The sequence below is a fragment of the Uliginosibacterium paludis genome, from assembly GCF_039631355.1.
Classification (GTDB): Bacteria; Pseudomonadota; Gammaproteobacteria; order Burkholderiales; family Rhodocyclaceae; genus Uliginosibacterium; species Uliginosibacterium paludis.
Genome location: NZ_JBDIVF010000011.1, coordinates 42981 through 64122, shown reverse-complemented (window position 1 = coordinate 64122; position 21142 = coordinate 42981). Strand labels below are relative to the sequence as shown.

The window sequence follows — 21142 nt, the reverse complement described above, 5'->3', positions numbered from 1 at the left end:
TTTCACGAACGAAACAAGGATTACCCCGACAAGGTGCCGGCTGCATCGCTGAAAGCCTTGCCGAACAAGGGTTTCACAAAGCGCTCGTCGCCTGGCACGCCGGTTGCGCCATGCAGCTCACCTTCCACCGCCAGACGAGACCAGGATGAGCACACAGACCCCCGGCCAGGCATTCCGCGCGGCACTGGCCGCCGAGAAGCCGCTCCAGATTCCCGGCGCGATCAACGCCAACCATGCCCTGCTCGGCCAGCGGGCGGGTTATCGCGCGCTCTACCTTTCGGGCGGCGGTGTGGCGGCCGGCTCGCTGGGCCTGCCCGATCTGGGCATCTCCACGCTTGAAGACGTGCTGATCGATGTTCGCCGCATCACCGATGTATGCGGACTGCCGCTGCTGGTCGACGCCGACACCGGCTTCGGCGCCTCGGCCTTCAATGTGGCGCGCACCACCCGCAGCCTGATCAAGGCCGGCGCGGCAGCGATGCACATCGAGGACCAGGTGGGTGCGAAGCGCTGCGGCCACCGGCCGAACAAGGAAATCGTCACCCGGCAGGAAATGGTAGACCGCGTGAAGGCAGCCGTCGATGCGCGCACCGACGAGAGTTTCTTCATCATGGCCCGCACCGATGCGCTGGCCGTGGAAGGGCTGGAGCGCGCGCTGGAACGCGCCCAGGCCTGCGTGGAGGCCGGCGCGGACGGCATCTTTCCCGAAGCCGTGACCGACATCGCGATCTACCGCCGCTTCTGCCAGGCCCTGCCGGTACCGGTGCTCGCCAACATCACCGAATTCGGCGCCACACCGCTCTACACCACCACCGAGCTCGGCGAGGCCGGCGTGGCCATCGCGCTCTATCCGCTCTCGGCCTTCCGCGCCATGAATCGCGCCGCTCAAACGGTGTACGAAACCCTGCGCAAGGACGGCACACAGCACCGCGTCGTACCGATGATGCAGACACGCAAGGAGCTCTACGACGCGATCGGCTACTGGGATTACGAGGAGCGGCTCGACGCGCTGTTTGCGCGCTCGCGCGAGCAGGTTCCGGCCTCCACCGATGCCTGAACCCGCACCGGCCCTGCGGACAACCCTTGTTTCGCAGTGCAGCAAGCCCTGCCTACGATGAACCACCCCGGGACGCTGCGACCCACAAAGCCGCGCCCGGATCCACACGGAGAGAGACATGAGTGAAGTTGCAGAAGCCATTGCACCCGCAGTGAAGGTGAAGAAGTCGGTTGCGCTGTCCGGCGTGGCGGCCGGCAACACCGCGCTGTGCACGGTCGGCCGCACCGGCAACGATCTGCACTACCGCGGCTATGACATCCTGGACGTGGCCGAGGCCACCGAGTTCGAGGAAGTCGCGCATCTGCTGATCCACGGCAAGCTGCCCACGGTGGCCGAGCTCGCGGCCTACAAGACGCGCCTGATGGCCATGCGCGGCCTGCCGCAGGCGGTGCGCACGGTGCTTGAAACCCTGCCCGCCGCCACCCATCCGATGGATGTGCTGCGCACGGGGGTCTCCACCATGGGCTGCCTGCTGCCGGAGAAGGATGACCACCATGCGAGTGGCGCGCGGGACATCGCCGACCACCTGATCGCCTGCCTCGGCTCGATGCTGCTCTACTGGCACCATTTCAGCCACGCCGGCCGGCGCATCGACACCGAGACCGATGACGACACCATCGCCGGCCACTTCCTGCATCTGCTGCACGGCAGGGAGCCGAGCGGGCTGTGGAAGCGCTCGATGCATACGTCATTGAACCTCTATGCCGAGCATGAGTTCAACGCCTCGACCTTTGCCGCCCGCGTGATCGCCGGCACCGGCTCTGACATGTATTCCTGCGTGGCCGGCGCGATCGGCGCGCTGCGCGGCCCCAAGCATGGCGGCGCCAACGAGGAGGCACTGGAGATCCAGAAGCGCTTCGATACACCGGACGAAGCGGAAGCCGCGATCCGCGCCCGCATCGAGCGCAAGGAAGTGGTGATCGGCTTCGGCCACCCGGTCTACACGATTGCCGACCCGCGCAACAAGGTCATCAAGGAAGTGGCGCGGCGCCTGTCGATCGCCGCACATGACATGAAGATGTTCAACATCGCCGAGCGCGTCGAATCCACGATGTGGGACGCGAAGAAGATGTTCCCCAACCTCGACTGGTTCAGCGCGGTGAGCTACCACATGATGGGCGTGCCCACCGCGATGTTCACCCCGCTCTTCGTGATTGCGCGCACCACCGGCTGGGCCGCGCATGTGATCGAGCAGCGCCTGGACAACAAGATCATCCGCCCCGGCGCCAACTACACCGGCCCGGAGAACCTGCGCTTCATACCGATCGAGGAACGACGCTGAAACCCGGGGAGTCGGGAGTGGGGAGTCGAAACCCTCGCCCTGCCCACCGACTCCCGACTCCCGACTCCCGACTCCCGACTTCAGAGGAACCCATGTCCGCCGCCCTGCCCAATATCCGCCCCGAAGCCGACCGCGAGCTCGTCGACATCGTCGACTATGTGCTGTCATTCCGCATCGACAGCAGCCTCGCCTATGAAACCGCGCGCAACTGCCTGATCGACACCCTTGGCTGCGGTCTGGAAGCGCTCGAATATCCGGCCTGCACCAAGCTCATGGGCCCCATCGTGCCGGGCACCGTGGTGCCCAATGGCGCGAAGGTGCCGGGTACGCAGTTCCAGCTCGACCCGGTCCAGGCCGCCTTCAACATCGGCGCGATGATCCGCTGGCTCGATTTCAATGACACCTGGCTGGCCGCGGAATGGGGCCATCCTTCCGACAATCTGGGTGGCATCCTCGCCACTGCGGACTGGCTCTCGCGCAATGCGGTGGCGGCCGGCAGGAAGCCGCTCACGATGAAGGAGGTCCTCACCGCGATGATCAAGGCCCACGAGATCCAGGGCTGCATTGCGCTGGAGAACAGCTTCAACAAGGTCGGGCTCGATCATGTGCTGCTGGTGAAGGTGGCCTCGACCGCGGTGGTAGCGCAGATGCTGGGGCTCACGCGTGAGGAGATCATCAATGCGGTGTCGCTCGCCTGGGTGGACGGCCAGAGCCTGCGCACCTACCGCCATGCGCCGAACACCGGCAGCCGCAAGAGCTGGGCGGCAGGCGACGCCACCAGCCGCGCGGTTCGCCTGGCCCTCATGGCGAAGACCGGTGAAATGGGCTACCCCTCGGTGCTGACAGCGAAGACCTGGGGCTTCTATGACGTCTCTTTCCGCGGCCAGCCCTTCCGCTTCCAGCGCCCTTACGGCAGCTATGTGATGGAAAACGTGCTGTTCAAGATCAGCTACCCGGCCGAGTTTCACAGCCAGACCGCGGTGGAATGCGCGATGAAGCTGCACGCCCAGCTCAAGGCCAGCGGTCGCAGCGCGGAAGACATCGCGCGCATCCGCATCCGCACCCATGAGGCCTGCATCCGCATCATCGACAAGAAGGGGCCACTCAACAATCCGGCCGACCGCGATCACTGCGTGCAGTACATGGTCGCGGTGCCGATTCTCTTCGGTCGCCTCACCGCCGCCGATTATGAAGATGACATTGCACGCGACCCGCGCATCGATGCGCTGCGCGACCGGATCAGCTGCGTGGAAGATCCGCAATTCACCGCCGATTATCACGACCCGGAAAAGCGCAGCATCGCCAACGCGCTGACGGTGGAATTCCATGACGGCACCAAGCTCGACGAGATCATCTGCGAGTATCCGATCGGCCACCGCCGCCGCCGTGCCGATGGCATTCCGCTGCTCGAAGCGAAGTTCCGCACCAACCTCGCCCGCCGCTTTCCGAAGAAGCAGCAGGACGCGATCCTGGCCGTGTCCCTCGACCAGGCGAAGCTCGAAGCCATGCCGGTGCACGAGTATGTGGATCTCTATGTGATCTGACACGCCACCACAGCGCTTCACGCAGCAGGACACAAGGCCCGCAACGACGGGCCATCCACACCCACAGGAGACACAGGTGAATCTGCATGACTTCCATGAGTGGTCGATCAGCGACCGCGAAAGCTTCTGGCGCGAGCAGGCCTATCTGATCCACTGGCACAAGCCCTTCACGAAGGTACTGGACTACAGCAAGCCGCCCTTCGCGCGATGGTTCGTCGGCGGCGAAACCAACCTCTGCTACAACGCGATCGACCGCCACCTCAGCACCCGCGCCGACAAGCCGGCGCTGATCTGGGAATCGACCGAGACCGGGCAATCGCGCAGCTACACCTTCCGCGAGCTGCAGCGCGAAGTGATGCGCATGGCGGCGATCATGCAGAGCCTGGGCGTCGAGCGCGGCGACCGGGTGGTGATCTACATGCCGATGATTCCGGAAGCCGTATTCGCGATGCATGCCTGCGCCCGCATCGGCGCGATCCACTCGGTGGTCTTCGGCGGCTTCGCGGCCCACAGCCTGGCTTCGCGCATCGATGATGCCGCACCGCGCCTGATCATCTCGGCCGATGCCGGCTCGCGCGGCGGCAAGGTGGTGCCCTACAAGGGCGCGCTGGATGAGGCCATCGAACGCGCCGCGCACAAGCCGGAGCATGTGCTGCTGGTCGACCGCGGTCTCGCTGCGATGCCGCGCATGCCCGGCCGCGATCTGGACTACGCGCCGCTGCGCGAACGCTTCCTCGATGCCGAAGTGCCGGTCGTGTGGCTCGAATCAAACGAAATCAGCTACACGCTCTACACCTCGGGCACCACCGGCCGGCCCAAGGGCGTGCAGCGCGACGTGGGCGGTTATGCCGTGGCACTCGCCGCCTCGATGAAATACATCTACTGCGGCAATCCGGGTGAAACCTTCTTCTCCAGCAGCGACATCGGCTGGGTGGTGGGCCACAGCTACATCGTCTACGGCCCGCTGCTCGCCGGCATGGCAACCCTGCTCTTCGAAGGCACGCCGGTGCATCCGGATGCCGGCATCCTGTGGCGTCTGGTGGAGCGTCATCGCGTCAGCGTGATGTTCTCCGCCCCCACCGCGATCCGCGTACTCAAGAAGCATGACCATGCGCTGCTCACGCAGTACGACACCTCCTCGCTGCGCACGCTCTTTCTGGCCGGCGAACCGCTGGATGAACCCACCGCGCGCTGGATTTCGGAAGGCCTGGGCAAGCCGGTGATCGACAATTACTGGCAGACCGAAACCGGCTGGCCGATCCTGACCGTGGCGCGCGGCGTCGAGGACACGCCGACGCGGCTCGGCAGCCCCGGCATGCCGATGTACGGTTATGACGTGCGCCTGCTCGATATCGAAACCGGGCGCGAAGTCGGCCCCGGCGAGAAAGGTGTCGTGAGCATCATGCCGCCGCTGCCGCCCGGCTGCATGCAGACGGTGTGGGGAGACGACGCCCGCTTCGTGAACACCTATTTCGGCAGCCTGCCGGACAAGCTGGTCTATTCCACCTTCGACTGGGGCATTCGCGACGCCGACGGCTACACCTTCATCCTCGGCCGCACCGACGACGTGATCAACGTGGCCGGCCACCGTCTCGGCACGCGTGAGATCGAGGAGGAACTGGTGGCCCACCCGGCGGTGGCCGAATGCACGGTGGTGGGCATGGCGGACGCGCTCAAGGGCCAGGTCGCCATTGCCTTTGTAGTGCTGCGTGACGCGCGTCTGGCGGATGACCCGAAACAGCGCCTCGCGCTGGAGCAGGATCTGCTCGCCAGCGTGGATCGCAGCCTCGGCGCAGTGGCCCGCCCGGCCCGCATCGTGCCGATTCCGGCCCTGCCCAAGACGCGCTCGGGCAAGATCCTGCGCCGCACGATCCAGGCGCTGTGCGAGGGCCGCGACCCCGGCGACCTCTCGACCATCGAGGATCCGGCCGTGCTCGAAATGATCCTTGCCGCGGTGCGTCCGCAGGGCAGCCGCGAAGCAGCCTGAGGCCGCGGCACACCGCGAGGCTTGCGCGGAAGGCGTGGCCGCGGCCACACTTCCGCCTTGCTCCCCGCCTTTGCCGCCCGATGGACGCCACCGATCTCCGCATCCTCACCCTGCTCCAGCAGGACGCCTCGCTGACCAACCAGGATCTGGCGGCGCGGGTGCATGTGTCGCCCGCCACCTGCCTGCGGCGCGTGCGCAAACTGGAGGAGGACGGCATCATCGAGCGCCGGGTGGCGATCCTCTCGCCCGAGAAGCTCGGTGCCGGACTGACCGCCATCGTGGAAGTGACGCTGGACCAGCAGGCCAGCGAGCGCCTGTCGGCTTTCGAACAGCGCGCCAGTGCGGATCCCGCCGTACAGCAGTGCTACCAGGTGACCAGCGGCCCGGACTTCGTGCTGATCCTGCAGGTGGCAGACATGGATGCCTACCATGCCACGGCTCACCGTCTTTTCGCAGCGGACGCGAACGTGCGTAATGTGCGTGCGTTTTTCTCCGTACGTCGGGCAAAATTCTCGCCGCATATCCACATCCCGACGAACGGTTAAGCTGACGACCGTTCGTACCCGATGATCGGCTTGCGTCTTGCTTGGCTACATCCGGCAGACCCGTACAAAAATCCCGGCACACGGCGATGCCGGCCTCGACAGACTGAAAACACGCGAACCACCAGCATGGAAAACCTCTTCCGCATCACCTTCAGCGGGCAGATCAGCCCTGGCGCGCACCCCGATCTGGTGCGCACCTTGATCGCCAACCGGATGAAACTCACCCCGGCGCAGGTCGAGCGCATGTTCTGCGGCAAGAAGGTCATCCTCAAGAACAACCTGCCCGAGGAAGAAGCGGTGGCTTTCTCGGCCCGCCTGAGCCGGCTGGGCATGCTGGTCGACATCCTGCCCATGCCGCCGGCCGATCTGGCCGCCGACGCCGGCACTCCCGCAGCAGCGGAGGCCGTGGCCGCCGGGTCCGCAAGCAGCCCCATGCCTGCAGTGGCAACGCCCGCCGAGCCCGCGCCGGGCGAAATCGCGGCAGCAGCCCAGGCCGCAGCGAGCGAGGCTGGGGAACCGGCCCCGGAAGCAGACGCCACGCCGCAAGCGGAAGCCGCACCCCCTGCGGCAGCCGAAGTCACCCTGACCGTCTCCGCCGCCCTGCCAACCGCGCAGATCACCCAGCTGACGCCCCGCCCGGATCCCGCAAGCGCCGCGCAGGCAAGCAATCCGCGCTTTGACGAGAGCTGGCTGACGCAATCGAGTTTTGCCAATCTGGCCCGCACCCACCTGAATCTGGACCGCGCCGAGGCCCTGCTCAATGTGGCCAGCCCCGCCCTGCCGCGCAGCATCGATCTGGATGTCAGCCCGCAAACGCTTGCGCCGGCCGAACCCGGTCCGGTGCTGCGCATGTTCGACCCGGAAAGTCTGGCCGAGCCGATTGCGCCCCCTCATCAGCCCATCCACATCAGTACCGAGTTCAGCTGCACGCACTGCGGCACGATGCACCGCATCGAGCTGAACATCACCCAGATGGAAGCCCCGGCGCAGATCCGCACCCGTCAGGATCGCGCATCGGCCTGAGCGCTGCGTGGCAGGCTAGAATCGGCGCACCCTGACTGACCGGGCGCCGAGCCCCCTGCCATGCCCGTTTCCGTTTCACCCGAAGCGCTCTCCCTGCGTGTGCTGGCCGTCATCCCGCCGATGACGCAGCTCAATACGCCCTACCCCTCGACGGCCTATCTCACCGGCTTCCTGCGCGCGCAGGGCTTCCAGGCCGTGCAGGAGGACCTTGCGATCGCCCTGGTGCTGCGACTGTTTTCAGGCGAGGGGCTGGCCCGGATCCGCACGGTCGCGCAGAGGCTGCCGGCGAAGCAGCGCAGCGAACCGGTGCGCTTCTTTCTGGAGCACTTCGACCGCTATGCGGCAACGATCAATCCGGTCATCGCTTTTCTGCAGGGGCGCGACTCGACCCTGGCCTTCCGCATCTGCGGCCGCATGTATCTGCCCGAGGGCACGCGCTTTGCCGCCCTGGACGGCTATCTGGCCGGCGACGACGATGATCCTCTGGGCTGGGCCTTCGGCTCGCTGGGCCTGCAGGATCGCGCCCGCCACCTCGCCACGCTCTACCTCAATGACCTTGCTGATGTGCTGCGCGACGCGGTGGATGAGCGCTTCGAGTTCGTACGCTATGCCGAGTCCATCGCGCAATCGGCTGCGAGCTTCGATCCGCTCGCCGAGGCCCTCGCTGCAGACCCCAACCTGATCGACGACACGCTGGCCACGCTGACACGGGAAGCCATCGACCGCCACCGGCCCGACGTCGTGCTGGTTTCGACGCCGTTTCCCGGCTCGGTCTATGGCGCATTCCGTATCGCACAGACGATCCGCGCTCACGCTCCAGAGGTGCGCCTGGCGCTGGGCGGCGGTTATGTGAATACCGAGCTGCGTTCACTGAAGGAAGCACGCGTCTTCGACTTCTTCGACTTCATCACGCTGGACGACGGCGAGCGCCCCACCCTCGCGCTGCTCGACCACATCGCCGGCCGGCGCTCGAAGGAGCGGCTGGTGCGCACCTTCCTGCGCGACGAAGGCCAGGTCCGCCATGTGAATTTCCCCGAGCCCGACGTGCCTTTCGAGCAGGTTGGCACGCCGACCTGGGATGGCCTGCCGATCGACCGCTACCTCTCGGTGCTCGACATGCTCAATCCGATGCACCGCCTGTGGAGCGACGGCCGCTGGAACAAGCTCACCGTGGCGCACGGCTGCTACTGGAAGAAATGCAGCTTCTGCGACGTGAGCCTGGACTACATCTCGCGCTACGAAACGGCGAACGCCAGCACCCTGGTCGACCGCATCGAGGCCATCATCCACGAGACCGGCCAGACCGGCTTCCACTTCGTCGACGAAGCCGCGCCGCCCAAGGCCCTGCGGGCGATGGCCGAAGAGCTGCTGCGGCGCAATCTCGCGATCACCTGGTGGGGCAACATCCGCTTCGAGAAATCCTTCACCCCCGAGCTCTGCGAGCTGCTCGCGCAAAGCGGCTGCATCGCGATCTCCGGCGGGCTGGAAGTCGCCTCGGACCGGCTGCTCAAGCTGATGAAGAAGGGCGTGTCGGTCGAGCAGGTGGCGCGCGTGACGCACGGCTTCTCGCAGGCCGGCATCCTGGTGCATGCGTATCTGATGTACGGCTTCCCGACCCAGACCGTGCAGGACACAGTGGATGCGCTCGAATACGTGCGCCAGCTCTTCGCCGAGGGCTGCATCCAGTCCGGCTTCTTCCACCGCTTTGCCTGCACGGTGCATTCGCCGGTCGGCATGCATCCAGAGGAATACGGCATCCGCCTGGTGTCCCGTGCTCCGGGCAGTTTTGCCAACAACGATGTGGCCTTCATCGACCCGAGCGGCGTCGACCACGCCATGCTGGGCCGCGCCCTAACCCGCGCCATCTACAACTACATGCACGGCATCGGCCTGGACCAGGATGTGCGCAACTGGTTCGAAGAGTGCCGCGTGCCGCGCACGCAGGTCCCCCGGCACTTCGTTTCGCGGGCCCTTCAGGGCAGCTGAGGGGCGCTTCGGGGCGCCGCGCATGCCGTTTTGCCGGGGCTTGCAGGCTGTGCGGATGGCCGCCGCAATGCACCGATAAGCCTCATGCCTGACAAGCGTCGCCCGAGGCGGGAAAAGTGTGCGATCCTCTGCCGCCCAAAAAACCCTCCCATTCGTAGCAGCCCTGGCCTCATGCGTCCCGAAGACCTCGAAAAACTCCTTACTCGCGAAATGCCCTATGGCAAGTACAAGGGCCACAAGATGGCGGATCTGCCGGGGCATTACCTCGGCTGGTTTGCCCGCGAAGGTTTTCCGGCAGGTGAAATCGGTCAGCTGCTGGCGCTGATGTACGAACTCGATCACAACAATCTGCGCGGCCTGCTCGATCCGCTGCGCGGTCGCGTCAGCACATCAGGGAATATCCGGTCAGGGAAAAGCTGACTGCCTCATCGGGCCAGTCGCTTTCATTTCTGTCAGAAATTTCCGAATACTGATGCAAACAAACAGAATACGGTAAGCCCAAATGACCCGACAGACCGTAACTGAAACTCGCCAGCGCAAGTTCCTTCGCCATCCCACCGAGATCCCGATCCGGATTCATTGCGAGGAAACCTCGCGACGCACCGTGCGCAATCTCTCCAACATCAGCGCAGGCGGTCTCGCCTGCCGCTCGGACGAGGCCATGCCCATCGGCTGCGAAGTGATGATCGAAATTCCGGTCAGCACGCCACCATTCCAGACGCGCGGAGCGGTGTGCTGGTGCCGTGCACTCACCAAGGGTTTCGAGCTGGGTATCCGCTTCACCTCGCAGGAGGAGGTATTCGCCCTCCGCATGGTCGAGCAGCTCTGCCAGATCGAGCGTTACCGCAAGCATGTGAAGGAACACCAGGGGCGCGAGATCGACAGCGCCGAAGCCGCGATCGAGTGGATCAACATCTACGCGGAGCGCTTCCCCACCTTTGCTGCCTGAGCGGCAGCGTCAATCAGTCCTGCTGAAGCAAGCCAGTCATCGCTGGCGGCGATGAACTGTCGTCTTCATCCGGACTGAGCAGGCGCTGCAGGCCGCGCGCCAGTCCGGCGCCGGAGGGATTGGCCACGAAGGCGCAGCGCTTGCCGGTGCGCTTGCAGTGGTCCTTCACGCGCCAGTAGGCGTTGTGACTGATGCAGCCGGTCTGGCAGATCACCAGGTCGGCCGCCCCCAGCGCGGAATCCAGCCGGCCGAAACGGTCTTCCACGCCACCGTCATGATGCAGGAACTCTCCGCCGGCCTCTTCGACCAGCTTGCGATACACCTGCACTGCGGACTCCCGCCCGCCCACGCAGAGAATGCGATGGCCTTCGAGCGAGCCGTCGCTGCAGGCATGCGCGCAGTCCGCGTCGTCGGCCGACACCTCCGCCACCGGGACGATTTCGATGATGCGGCCTTCATGCCGTTCGAGTTCGCGGTTCAGACGCGCATTCTCGAGACACAGGTGAGCGTTGCGCTCTTCCTGGTATTGCAACTGCTGCTCGAGGCGGCGCCGGGCGCCGCCATCAGCCAGCTTCGCTTCCAGCTCGGCGAGCATCGCCTTCAGGCCGGCGAGCTCGGTTTCGCGGGCGATCAGCTCGCCGCGCTGCCGGATGAAGCGCTCCTGCAGGGCTTCGAGCGCCGCGGTTTTTTCCTGCGTCGTGCGCTCGCAGCGTTGCTGGGCGCCGGCCAGTGTACGGGCCAGCGAGGCGTTTTCTTCCTGCAGCGCGTGATAGTGCGCGATGTCCAGGCGCAGCGAAGCGCCGGCCTGATGCTGCAGCATGTGCATCTGCTGGCTGATCGACTCGGCGAGCAGCGGATCGCAGGCCGGATGCGTCAGCACGGCCCACAGGCCCGGCGCAACATCGCCCTCCGCCATGGCGGCATGCCAGGCGGCTTCAAGTTCGGCCCGTGAGCGCAGCTTGCGGTACTGGCGGACCTTGCCGGCGTGGCGTTGCTCCAGCTCCTCCTGGATGGCTTCGGAAAGTTTGTTGCGACTGCGCGAGGCCTGGACCGACGACGAATGCAGCGCGTAGTCGTCAAAACCTGCCGTCTCCGGCGCCACCCGCGCAGCCAGCCTGCGCAGCGCCTGGAAGGACAGGCACACGCCCACCACCGGACAATGCGCATGCCCCGCCAGCTCCCAGAGCTTGCGCCGCCGCACTGGCCTGGCTGCCGGCGAACCCGGCCCGGGAACGAAAGCTTGCTTGATCAGGCCAGTGGGAAACATGGGCACCTCCGGAAACTGGGGCTGGCTGGGTGAAACTCAGATCCGTTGCGAGTAGTACTCGACGACGAGCTGCATTTCGATCGGGAAGGGAATCTCGGCCACATCCGGCAGATGACTCACCGTGGCGGAGAACGCGGCCTCATCCACGGCCAGCCATTCCGGACGGCTCAGCGCGGGCGCGGCGAAGCTCGCCTTCACGACCAGCATCTCGCGGCCCTTGGCGCTCAGCGTGATCACGTCGCCCACGCGAACGCGGAAGGACGGAATGTTCACCTTGCGGCCATTGACCAGCACATGGCTGTGATTGACGAGCTGGCGCGCCGCGACGGTGGACGCCGCGAAGCCCGCACGGAACACGGCGTTGTCGAGACGGCGTTCGAGCAGCTCGCCGAGCTTGGCACCGGTCGAGCCCTTGTCACGCCGGGCATCGAGCACCAGGCGGCGCATCTGGCGCTCGGACAGGCCGTAGTTGAAGCGCAGTTTCTGCTTTTCCTGCAGTTGCAGCCCGAAGCCCGACTTGCGCTGTTGCCGCTGGCCATGCTGACCCGGCGGATAGGGACGGTCGGCGATGCTCTTGCGCGACAGGCCGGGCAGATCAACGCCCAGTGCGCGCATGACCTTGAGACGGGGACCGGTATAACGGGACATTCGGTATCACTCCAGAACAGTTTTCAGCAGACGGATTTCCGCCTGCGAGGCCCGGGGCCCCGCTGCGGAAGGGACAAACGGAAAGCAGGCAACCGGGCCGAAGCCCCGCGACCTACTTCGTCAGGATCAGTTTCCCGTTGCGCGTGGCGCGCAGCGTGTAATGCATGCCCATGTGCTCGATGATCAGGGTGCTCGCACTGCCGAGCAGGGCCCGGCTCGAAACGAGCGCCTCGCTGATGGCGAGCGGTGCAGAGGCTGGACGGGACAGGGTCGGTGCGGCCTGAACGGGCGAAGACAATGCGGTGCTCATGACGATCTCCTTCAAGGGTTCGGGATGGCTCAGTGCAGCATGGCGCCTTGCGCCGGAAACGCGGCCGCCGCACGCGCCTGCGCTGCTTCTTCCTGGCGCCGCATCTCGAGCTCTTCGCCCAGCCGGGTCCATACCTCGGCGAGCTCATCGCAGCTGCGTGCGAGCAGGGGATCGGTATCCGGCCGGCCGGCGAGGGTCGAGAGGTGCTGGACCAGCGCACGCGCCTTGGCGCTGCTGAGTCCGTGTGCAGCCGAGCAGCTCAGGAGGTGCAGCGCCGCCGCCATCAGTACGGCGGGACTGGCTTCGGCGAAGTCGGGATCGATGTTCATCAGCAAGCTCCTTGCGGCGGATCGCCACATCTTCACGAACGCGGCAAAGACCGCGTCGGCACGAAATCCGGAAAATCGCTGGCTGGCCGGAACGCGTCCGCTGGCTTGCGCTGAAAGCCCCGGTACAACCGGCAGACCGCCCCCGATCCGCCGGCTGCCGCGCGAGAGAGAGTGCTCGCACGTTCCGGGTCACCGGCGACCTGACAGGGCGACACCGGCTTGGAATCGATTATATATAAATGAGAATCGTTCGCAACAGTCGACGGCAAACTTTTCATTCCTGTCGCTCAGCAGCAGTCGGCACGGCCCGCCGCCTCGGGGCAAACGAGCGGAAGGGGAAAGCCCCGGGCCAGTGCCAGCCACCGGAAAGCCCGGTGCATTCAGGCTCCGGAATGAGCGCCATGCCGTGCTGTCAGACGCGGTTTGCCCGGAACGTGTCGAAGGGCCTGAACAAACGCTCGGCCCGATTCCCAAACCCGTGCGTGCGGAGGTACCGAAGCGCGGGCGGGCGCCCGGCCCCGAAACCGTTCCCCTTCGATACCTCAGGGCGAACGGTTTCTGGTGGCACCGGCATGAAGGCGGGAGTTGGGAGTTGGGAGTTGGGAGTTGGGAGTTGGGAGTTGGGAGTTGGGAGTTGGGAGTTGGGAGTCGGGAGTCGGGAGTTGGGAGTTGGGAGTCGGGAGTCGGGAGTCGGGAGTCGGGAGTCGGGAGTCGGGAGTCGGGAGTCGGGAGTCGGGAGTCGGGGAGAGGCTAGCGAATCCGGTCCCGCCCCCTGGACAACTGCAGGCAGAAGAGGCCAGTACTCCCCCTGCCTGCGAGCGTGCCTTGAGAACGGCAAAGGCCGCGCCGAGCGTCATGCCCGCTGCATCCGATGCCAAACACCGTATGCTCCGCCCAACTCAGTGACTTACTGCGGGGCGGAGGCCTCCGGCACATAAACCATCGAGCCATCCTTGAGCCGGTAGGCCACGCCGGCCTTGGTGCCGTCACCGCTGCCGATGTTGCCCTTGGACTGGTAGCGGGTGATCTTCTGGCCTTCCTTCATCGTGATCTCCATGTCCGGCTGACCGGGATTCTTGATGACGGTGACATTGTCTGCCGAGAAGGGATTGGACGGACTCTGCGCCACCGCGATCAGCAGCGCCGCAATGATCACCAGGAACACGTCAATCAGATTCACCACCGACAGGATCGGGTCGTCGCCCTCCTCTTCATGCAGAAAGCGCGAGGCACGCCGTGGCGTATCTGCCCGAAGCGCCTGCGCGGGGCGAACTTCGCTTGTAGCAGGCGCGTTCATCCTGCCGACTCCTCGCTCTGCTGCGTCAGCCAGACCAGCTCTTCGGCCAGCCAGCGACGCTGCACGCCGACAACAAAGAAGGTGATCGACGCAGCGATCAGCGCCAGGATCACCGCGGAAAAGGCAATCGTCAGGCTCTGGCCGACCTGGCCCAGATTGCCATCCGAGAGCGAACGCAGCGCCGGGCCCATCGGGATCATGGTGGCGACCAGCCCCAGCATCGGTGCCACCCGCGTGGCAATGCGCGGTTTTTCCAGCAGCTTGTGCGCGGCCACATCGAGCGCGTCCGCATCCCGCAGGCGCTGCGAGCGGGCGAGCGCGATCAGTGCGTAGCCGACACCGCTCGCGGGCCGGTTCCGGGTGCGCTGCACGGCCTGAACAAGGAAATGCCCGAGTGCCCAGAAGGCATACAGGAACAGGATGGCAATCAGGATCAGCACCGGCAGCAGGAAGATCTGGCCGATGTCGTACATCATCGATTCAAGCGGATTGGGGGTCATGCGACAGCCTTGTGTGTGAAGAGGGTTTCGGAAGAATCAGGCAGCCGCCCGCGAGCGGGCCGGCTGAGCGAAAGCGGCACGCAACGCACCGGCAAGGAATGCCATCAGCATCATCGCGGCACCGCTGATCCAGGCCAGCGAGGCAGGCGGCAGCGAAGGCGGCTCGACCTTTTCGAGCTTGATGCCTTGCACCGGTGGCGCCACTGGCTTGAGCGGTTCGGCCTGTGCCGTAGTGGCCTGCGGGGCCGCAGCAGCCACGCCCGCGGGCGCAGGTGCCGCCGTGGCAACCCTGAGACCGAAGCCTGCCGGCGCCGGGCCGGCCTTGGCGGCGGCAAACTCGCGGAAGGCCTGGTTGTGGCTCTGGATGTCGTAGCGCCGGGCGAGATCCTCGTAGCGCCTGGCCAGCGTCGAGAGCGTCGCCTCATCGGCCTTCCAGTAGTCCTTGCGGGCGGCTTCCAGCATGCGTTCGATCATCTGCGCCTGGGCCTGCGGCGCGTTCTTCTCGAACCAGCGGTCAAGATCGAGCTTGTACTTGTCGCGCACGTACACGTCCGCGAATTCCTGCCACTGATCGTCCCGCACGATCTCCGGCGAAGTGGCGGCCCAGCCCCAGAAGTTGTTGATCGAGTCGAGCATGTTGAGCGCGCCGGAATAGCCTTCCGCCTGCATGCCCTTGATCCAGCCCGGATGGAAATTGCGCGTGCGCAGCTCGGTGGCGAGAAAGCCCGCCGCCGTCTCGGTGCGCGCATTGCGCGGGTCGCGCAGGTTGGAGATCAGCAGCTCGGGGGCCTTGCCGGTGAGATGCCGCACCGCGAGCCCGATGCCGCCCAGATACTGGAAGGGGTCATCGGTGGTGAGCATGCCGTAGAGGTTGGACGAGCGCGCCAGCAAGGCCGCTTCCACACCCTTGAGGTTTTCGGCATAGAGATTCACGCCTTCCAGCTTCTGGCCCCAGCTTTTCTCATCCGGCCCGTAGGCGTACTGCATGCGCGAGAGATAGAGATTCGCGAGCTTCTCGTCCGCCTCCCGGCCCTTGTTCGCGAAACTGTCGGACGCCAGCGTCGCATCGTTGAGCCCGGTGCCGTAGCCACCGGAAGCGTTGCTGAAGATGCGCGTGTCGGCCATCGCATCGAGTTGCGCGGCGCTGAGCCCCTTGCCGGCGAGCGCCTGGCGGATCGCCTCGGAGGACTTGCGCACCGCGTTGTCCGGTTCCTTCTGCGCGGCCGCGAGCTTCACCGCCTCGGCGAGCCACTTCATGGCATTCGGGAAATGGTCGCGATAGAGACCGGTGGCGGAGAGCACCACGTCCACCCGCGGCCGCTTGAGTTCGGCCGCCGGAATCAGCTCCACGCCATTGAGCCGGCCGCCCTGATCCCACTTCGGCCGCACGCCGAGTGCCGCCATCGCCTGCGCTTCGAGCACGCCGGAGTGACGCATGGTCTCCACGCTCCACAGCGAATAGGCGAGCTTCTGCGGATACCTGCCATGGCGCTGTCGATACTCCGTGAGCATGGCCTCGGTCGCGAGCTGACCGGCTTCCCAGGCGGCCCTGGTCGGAATCTTGGAGGGATCGAAGCCGTAGAGATTGCGCCCGGTCGGCAGGGACTCGGGATTGCGCACCGGGTCGCCGCCGGTATTGGTCGGCAGGAATTCGCCATTGAGGCCCGCCAGCAATCCGCTGATTTCGGGATACGCATCCAGGCTCGCCCACAGCTGCTTCGCGCGCTCGATGTCGGCGCGCAATGCGGCGTCCTTCACTTCGCTTGCCGGCGCGCCCTCGACCAGATGATGACGCAGCAGCGCGAAGGGCTTCGTCGTGGCGAGCTTCTCGTAATCGAGCGCGAAGAGCTCCTGCGGCTCCTCGGGCTCGATGCGCTTGTAGAAGTCATTCCCCAGCATTGTCATGACGGTATAGAGCCGCAGCTCGTCGCTCTTGTTCTGACCGAAGCTGTGCAGGCCATAAGGCTGCAGCTGGCTCGCCAGCGCATGCAGGTGGAGGTGCAGGGCATCGATCCAGGCGGGGAACTCGGCACTCGCGCGGGCGCGGGTCCAGCCCATGTCCTCGAAGAGGTGGAGCTTCTCGCCGGTGCGCAGCAGATCGCGCTGCAGCGCTTCCTTCACGCCGCCTTCATCCTGCTGCAGCCAGACGTGCAGCTGCTCATGCATCGCGTTGAGATCGGTGTGCAGGCCGGCCGGGCGGAAGCTCGGCGTCTGGTGGCTGACGATGGTGGCGCGCCCGCGCCGCTTGGCCTGGATGGCTTCGCCGACGTCGTCCACGATGTAGGGATAGACCACCGGGATGTCGCCCAGCACGACCATCGCCTGATCCTCGACCGAGAGGCCGCGCTCCTTGCCGGGCGTCCATTCCTGCGTGCCGTGGGTGCCGTAATGCACCAGCGCATCCCGATGGCTGCGCGCCCACAGGTAGGCAGCAAGATAAAAGTGATTCACCGCAGCGCCGGTGGCGTGATAGAGCGCCGCTTCCTGATCCTCCTTGCGCTCGCCACGCGGCGGCACCGGCATCAGCACCACATTGCCCAGTTGCAGGCGCGGAATCACGAAGCCGGCTTCACCCTTGATGTTCGCAGACATCGAACTCTGCTCCGGCTCGCCCCAGCGCTTCGTCACCTCGTTGCGGAGGTCGGCCGGCAGCGTGGCGAACCAGCGCCGGTACTCGGCCATTGGCAGCCAGGCAGCCAAGCCCTTGTCGAGCAGCACCTGGAGCTGGCCATCGCGATAGAAGCCGGCGAGCAGCTGGCCGAGATCGCGCGTCAAGGCCGCTTCATCCGGCGCTTCGGTGCGATAGCCCGCCGCCTTCATTGCCGCCAGCGTGCCCTCCAGGCTCTTCGGCAGGTTCATGAAGGAGGCCGAGAGATTCTTCTCGCCGGGTGGATAGTTGTAGTACATGACAACAACATGCTTGTCGGCGTTCGGGATGCGGCGCAGCTTCGCCAGATTCACCGCTTTCGAAGCCATGCTGCGGATCTGCGGCAGGATGGGCTCGACCTTGCCGCTGCCCTTCTCCACCGCCGAGGCCACCATCGGATCCATGCTGCCAGCGATCTCGCTCTGCACGAGGTAGAAGGGCAGATCGATGAGCCGCATGCCTTGCGGATCGGCGCGCCAGTCTGCCGCGTCACCGCGCCGGTACGGAATCGCCTGCATCACCGGCACGCCCAGGCGCTCGAACTCGGCCTTGCGGCCGGTGGCGTCATAGAGAATCTGACTGGTGACGAGCACGTCGACCAGCCGACGCCCCCCCGGTGCGGCCATCTTCAGGAAGAGATCCTCGCCCATCACCGGCGTATAGAAAGCCAGCGCGCGTGCACCGCGGGCTTCCACCTCGGCGATCAGCGTGTCAACAAAACCGCCATCCACCGCCGACACATAACCCTGGTGGATCGCGATGCCGATCACCGGCTCGCCCGGCTTGCCGGAGACGGCCAGTGCCGCGTCCGGATCGGTGGTCACCGTCGTGGCGAGACGCGGATGGTAGTAGGCCGCTGCCGGGAATTTCTGCGGCGGCGGAATGCCTTTGTCATCAGCCAGACGGAAGTGGCGGGCTGCGAGCACGCGCGCAGCGGCATCCAGATTCTGGCGGCCACCGTTCGTGAAATAGGTGTTCAGGGTGTTGGCGAGTGCCGCGTCCATGCCGCGCGCCTCGACCTTGTCGCCATCGAGCAGCAGGCGCGGTGCATTCCGTGCGCTCCAGGCCTTGCCGAGCTTCGCCAGCATGGATTCGACCACGCCGGGCCGGGGCGGCTCGACGATCAGCAGATCGGCCATCTGCGCGAATTGCGCCAGCGCCGCGTCATCCATCGATTCGATGTAGCGGGCCTCAAAGCGGAAACCCGCCCGCTGTGCCGCGTCGGCCAGCACCTCGTATTTGCCTCCCGGCGCGGGAGACGCCGTAATCAGCGCAACGGAAGGCTGTGCCGCCTGCGCCAGATTGCAGGCGACGAGAAGAAAAAGCGCCTGCAGCAGCAGGCGCAAGTCCGCAAGGACGGTACTACTCATGCGGGGCGTCGACATCGGGCGCTCAGTAGTCCAGCTTCAGCGTGATCGCGAAGTTGCGACCGGGCTGGCTGTAGAAGAGCGGCGCGGCTTCGGTGGCGGTCACGCCGGCCAGACGCACATCGCTCCACTGATACCAGGTCTTGTCGAAAACATTGTTCACCGCGAAGTTCAGGCGTGAGCCGGGGCGGAACTGCCACCAGGCCGACACATCATTCACGCCGTAACCAGGGGTGCGGAAGTAGTTGGTGCTGGACGTATCGATGCGGTTCTTGCCGGTGGCCGCACGCAGACGCCATTCAGCGCCCCAGATTTCGGAAGGCGTCCAGACCGCTGCAAGCGTGGCACGCCTGGGTTCGATGCTGTTGAGCGGCGCCTTGCTGGTGGCGTCATAACCGTTGGCGATCGCGAAGGCCGCATTCAGGCGCAGGCTCGGCAACACCTGCCAGTAGCCGCCCCAGTCGGCGCCGCGGATCACGACGCTGGAGAGGTTCTGGTACAGATAGGTGGAGTAGCGCGTGCCATTGACATAGATGTTGCGCGGATCACTGGCGCCCAGCACCGAGTAGTCGATGAAGTTCTTGTAGCGGGTCTGGAAGACCGAGAACTGTGCACCCCAGCGGTTGCCGCTGTACTTCGATCCCAGCTCCAGACCGCGGCTGGTTTCGGGCTTCAGGTCGGCGTTGCCCACCACGCCATAAGCCGACGAGCCATTCACGAAGTAGCGGTTCACTTCCTCGTAGTTTGGGCCGCGGAAGCCTTCGACATACTGCGCATACACGTTCCAGTCCGGCTGCAGGTCATACAGCAGCGAGAGCTTGGGCGACACATGGCTGCCGTTCTTGCTCGCCGGATCCTTGCCGTCGGTGCGCACATAGAGGCCGGTACTTTCCGGCTTCAGGCTGTAGCGGTCGAAACGCAGGCCGGGTGTGACATGCAGATTGCCGGCACGGATCTCGTCCTGCGCGAAGAGCCCGATCTGATCGGTGTGGCCGGCGGGGAAGTAGGACACCGGATAGGTGTAGCCCAGCAGCGTGTTCGACACCGCACCGGTCGCCAGATTGGTCCAGGTGGTGTAGGTCTTCTCCTCGGTTTCGGCACGATCGAAATCCAGCCCCCAGACCACTTCCTGCGGCAAGCCGAAGGTGAAGGCCTTGCGTTGCTGCAGGCCGAAGCCGGTATGCGTCTGTTCGTAGTCGTAGCGGTTGTTCACCAGGCAGTTCATCGTGCCTGCGGTGGTCGACGAACAGGTGGAGGCGGTGTTGCTGCGCAGTTGCCGGTTCTGGTTGTCGGTCGTTTCCTTCTGCGTGTAGAGCTTCAGCGCAAGGCTGTCGAACCAGCCGGCCACGGGCAGGTATTCATAGTCGAGCTGAACACGATCGCGCTGCATCGAGTCGGTGCCGGTATTGCTGCTCACGCGGGCGAGGCTCGTGCCGTTGGCCACGCGTTGCACATCGACATCGGATTCGCTTTCCTTGTGCTCCGCGGTGAGCTTGAGCCGATGCTCGCGGCTCGGCGTGAAGACCAGCTTGCCCAGCACATTGCTCTGCGTGTAATCGAGCGGATTGGGTGCAGTGCGCGTATTGCCCTGCACCCGGCTGCTGCCCTTGTTGTCCGTTTCCTCGCCCTTGGCCGTGCCCACCATCAGCAGGCTCTGGAAGCGCTCGTTGCCGCTCGCCACCCAGGCACTCAGGCGCTTGCTGTTGTCTGCCGAGTAATAGCCGGTCTGACCACCGACCGCGAAGCTGCGGCCCTTGAGCAGGTCGGCCGGATCCAGCGTGATGAAGCCCATCACGCCGCCGATGGCGTCCGAGCCATACAGGCTGGAAGCCGGTCCGCGAACCACCTCTACCTGCTTGAGGAATTCGGAGAAGGGCACGTCGCGGCTGGCCTGGTCGTAGTTGCTGGTGCCGGCGGCGCGGTAGTCAGTCACGCGCACACCATCGGTCAGCATCAGGATGCGGTTGCCTTCAATGCCGCGGATATTCACCTGCCCGCCGCCGAAGCGACGCGAATCGGAGGGAACGACCACATCGGGCTCGTCCGCCAGGAGGCTGCGCAGATCCTTCGCGCCCTTGCGCTCGATGTCTTCCGCAGTGACTGCGCTGACAGCGCCGGCCACGCCGGCCGAATCGGTTTCGGTGCGGGTGGCCGTCACCACCACGGCGCCGAGCGCCTTCACCGGCACGGTTTCCTGGGCAAGGCCGGCCAGCGGCCAGGCCATCATGATTGAAAGGGCGAGCTGCGAGACCCGCTGCAGACGCAGCGGCATTACGTTCGTGTGGAGTTGGTCCATGCCGGTGAATTCTCGAAGTGAAACCTGAAAATCACTGGCTGGCTGCAATGGCTGGCTGGTGCTTGAGGGGGTCCGGCACGGGCAGTCTTCCCGGGCTGTCCGTGCCGG

The 21142-nt window shown here is 65.5% G+C and carries 17 protein-coding genes; 9 read left to right on the top strand and 8 right to left on the bottom strand.

Features of this window, described 5'->3' with window-relative positions:
• Nucleotides 1–145 precede the first annotated feature (145 nt).
• The 9 genes from prpB (at nucleotide 146) to ABDB87_RS18135 (ending at nucleotide 10373) form a co-directional block, all read left to right on the top strand.
• Entirely contained in the window at nucleotides 146–1057 is a 912-nt protein-coding gene (gene prpB, locus ABDB87_RS18175) for a methylisocitrate lyase (protein ID WP_345929718.1), read from the top strand.
• A 118-nt stretch (nucleotides 1058–1175) separates the two neighbouring features.
• Nucleotides 1176–2339: a bifunctional 2-methylcitrate synthase/citrate synthase gene (gene prpC, locus ABDB87_RS18170; protein WP_345929716.1), complete on the top strand. Its 1164-nt coding sequence runs from the start codon at nucleotides 1176–1178 to the stop codon at nucleotides 2337–2339.
• 92 nt (nucleotides 2340–2431) lie between these two features.
• On the top strand, nucleotides 2432–3883 hold the full coding sequence (locus tag ABDB87_RS18165) for a bifunctional 2-methylcitrate dehydratase/aconitate hydratase (RefSeq protein WP_345929714.1): 1452 nt from the start codon (nucleotides 2432–2434) through the stop codon (nucleotides 3881–3883).
• Nucleotides 3884–3959: 76 nt separating this feature from the next.
• On the top strand, nucleotides 3960–5870 hold the full coding sequence (locus ABDB87_RS18160) for a propionate--CoA ligase (protein WP_345929712.1): 1911 nt from the start codon (nucleotides 3960–3962) through the stop codon (nucleotides 5868–5870).
• A gap of 80 nt (nucleotides 5871–5950) precedes the next feature.
• On the top strand, nucleotides 5951–6415 hold the full coding sequence (locus ABDB87_RS18155; protein ID WP_345929710.1) for an Lrp/AsnC family transcriptional regulator: 465 nt from the start codon (nucleotides 5951–5953) through the stop codon (nucleotides 6413–6415).
• A gap of 126 nt (nucleotides 6416–6541) precedes the next feature.
• A complete protein-coding gene (locus tag ABDB87_RS18150; protein WP_345929708.1) occupies nucleotides 6542–7438 on the top strand; it encodes a hypothetical protein in 897 nt (298 codons plus the stop codon).
• 60 nt (nucleotides 7439–7498) lie between these two features.
• The gene (locus ABDB87_RS18145) at nucleotides 7499–9424 is read left to right on the top strand and encodes a B12-binding domain-containing radical SAM protein (protein ID WP_345929706.1); all 1926 of its coding nucleotides are present in this window, start codon (nucleotides 7499–7501) and stop codon (nucleotides 9422–9424) included.
• Between the two features lie 171 nt (nucleotides 9425–9595).
• Entirely contained in the window at nucleotides 9596–9844 is a 249-nt protein-coding gene (locus ABDB87_RS18140) for a DUF3820 family protein (protein ID WP_345929704.1), read from the top strand.
• 82 nt (nucleotides 9845–9926) lie between these two features.
• On the top strand, nucleotides 9927–10373 hold the full coding sequence (locus ABDB87_RS18135) for a PilZ domain-containing protein (RefSeq protein ID WP_345929701.1): 447 nt from the start codon (nucleotides 9927–9929) through the stop codon (nucleotides 10371–10373).
• 13 nt (nucleotides 10374–10386) lie between these two features.
• Here ABDB87_RS18135 and ABDB87_RS18130 read toward each other — a convergent pair whose 3' ends face one another.
• The 8 genes from ABDB87_RS18130 to ABDB87_RS18095 form a co-directional block, all read right to left on the bottom strand.
• On the bottom strand, nucleotides 10387–11640 hold the full coding sequence (locus ABDB87_RS18130; protein ID WP_345929699.1) for a DUF2325 domain-containing protein: 1254 nt from the start codon (nucleotides 11638–11640) through the stop codon (nucleotides 10387–10389).
• Between the two features lie 36 nt (nucleotides 11641–11676).
• Nucleotides 11677–12288, bottom strand: coding sequence for a 30S ribosomal protein S4 (gene rpsD, locus ABDB87_RS18125; protein WP_345929697.1), 612 nt, complete (start codon nucleotides 12286–12288; stop codon nucleotides 11677–11679).
• A 112-nt stretch (nucleotides 12289–12400) separates the two neighbouring features.
• Nucleotides 12401–12598 carry a hemin uptake protein HemP gene (locus tag ABDB87_RS18120; RefSeq protein ID WP_345929695.1) on the bottom strand — a complete coding sequence of 66 codons (198 nt, stop codon included), beginning with the start codon at nucleotides 12596–12598 and terminating at the stop codon, nucleotides 12401–12403.
• A gap of 29 nt (nucleotides 12599–12627) precedes the next feature.
• Nucleotides 12628–12927, bottom strand: a complete 300-nt coding sequence (locus ABDB87_RS18115) for a hypothetical protein (protein WP_345929693.1) — start codon at nucleotides 12925–12927, stop codon at nucleotides 12628–12630.
• A 907-nt stretch (nucleotides 12928–13834) separates the two neighbouring features.
• On the bottom strand, nucleotides 13835–14224 hold the full coding sequence (locus ABDB87_RS18110; RefSeq protein ID WP_345929691.1) for a DUF2149 domain-containing protein: 390 nt from the start codon (nucleotides 14222–14224) through the stop codon (nucleotides 13835–13837).
• Nucleotides 14221–14724 carry a MotA/TolQ/ExbB proton channel family protein gene (locus tag ABDB87_RS18105; protein WP_345929689.1) on the bottom strand — a complete coding sequence of 168 codons (504 nt, stop codon included), beginning with the start codon at nucleotides 14722–14724 and terminating at the stop codon, nucleotides 14221–14223. Before ABDB87_RS18105 ends, ABDB87_RS18110 begins: the two co-directional genes overlap by 4 nt.
• 36 nt (nucleotides 14725–14760) lie before the next feature.
• Nucleotides 14761–18741: a cobaltochelatase subunit CobN gene (gene cobN, locus ABDB87_RS18100; protein WP_345929687.1), complete on the bottom strand. Its 3981-nt coding sequence runs from the start codon at nucleotides 18739–18741 to the stop codon at nucleotides 14761–14763.
• Nucleotides 18742–18763: 22 nt separating this feature from the next.
• Nucleotides 18764–21034 carry a TonB-dependent hemoglobin/transferrin/lactoferrin family receptor gene (locus ABDB87_RS18095; protein ID WP_345929685.1) on the bottom strand — a complete coding sequence of 757 codons (2271 nt, stop codon included), beginning with the start codon at nucleotides 21032–21034 and terminating at the stop codon, nucleotides 18764–18766.
• Nucleotides 21035–21142: the final 108 nt, after the last annotated feature.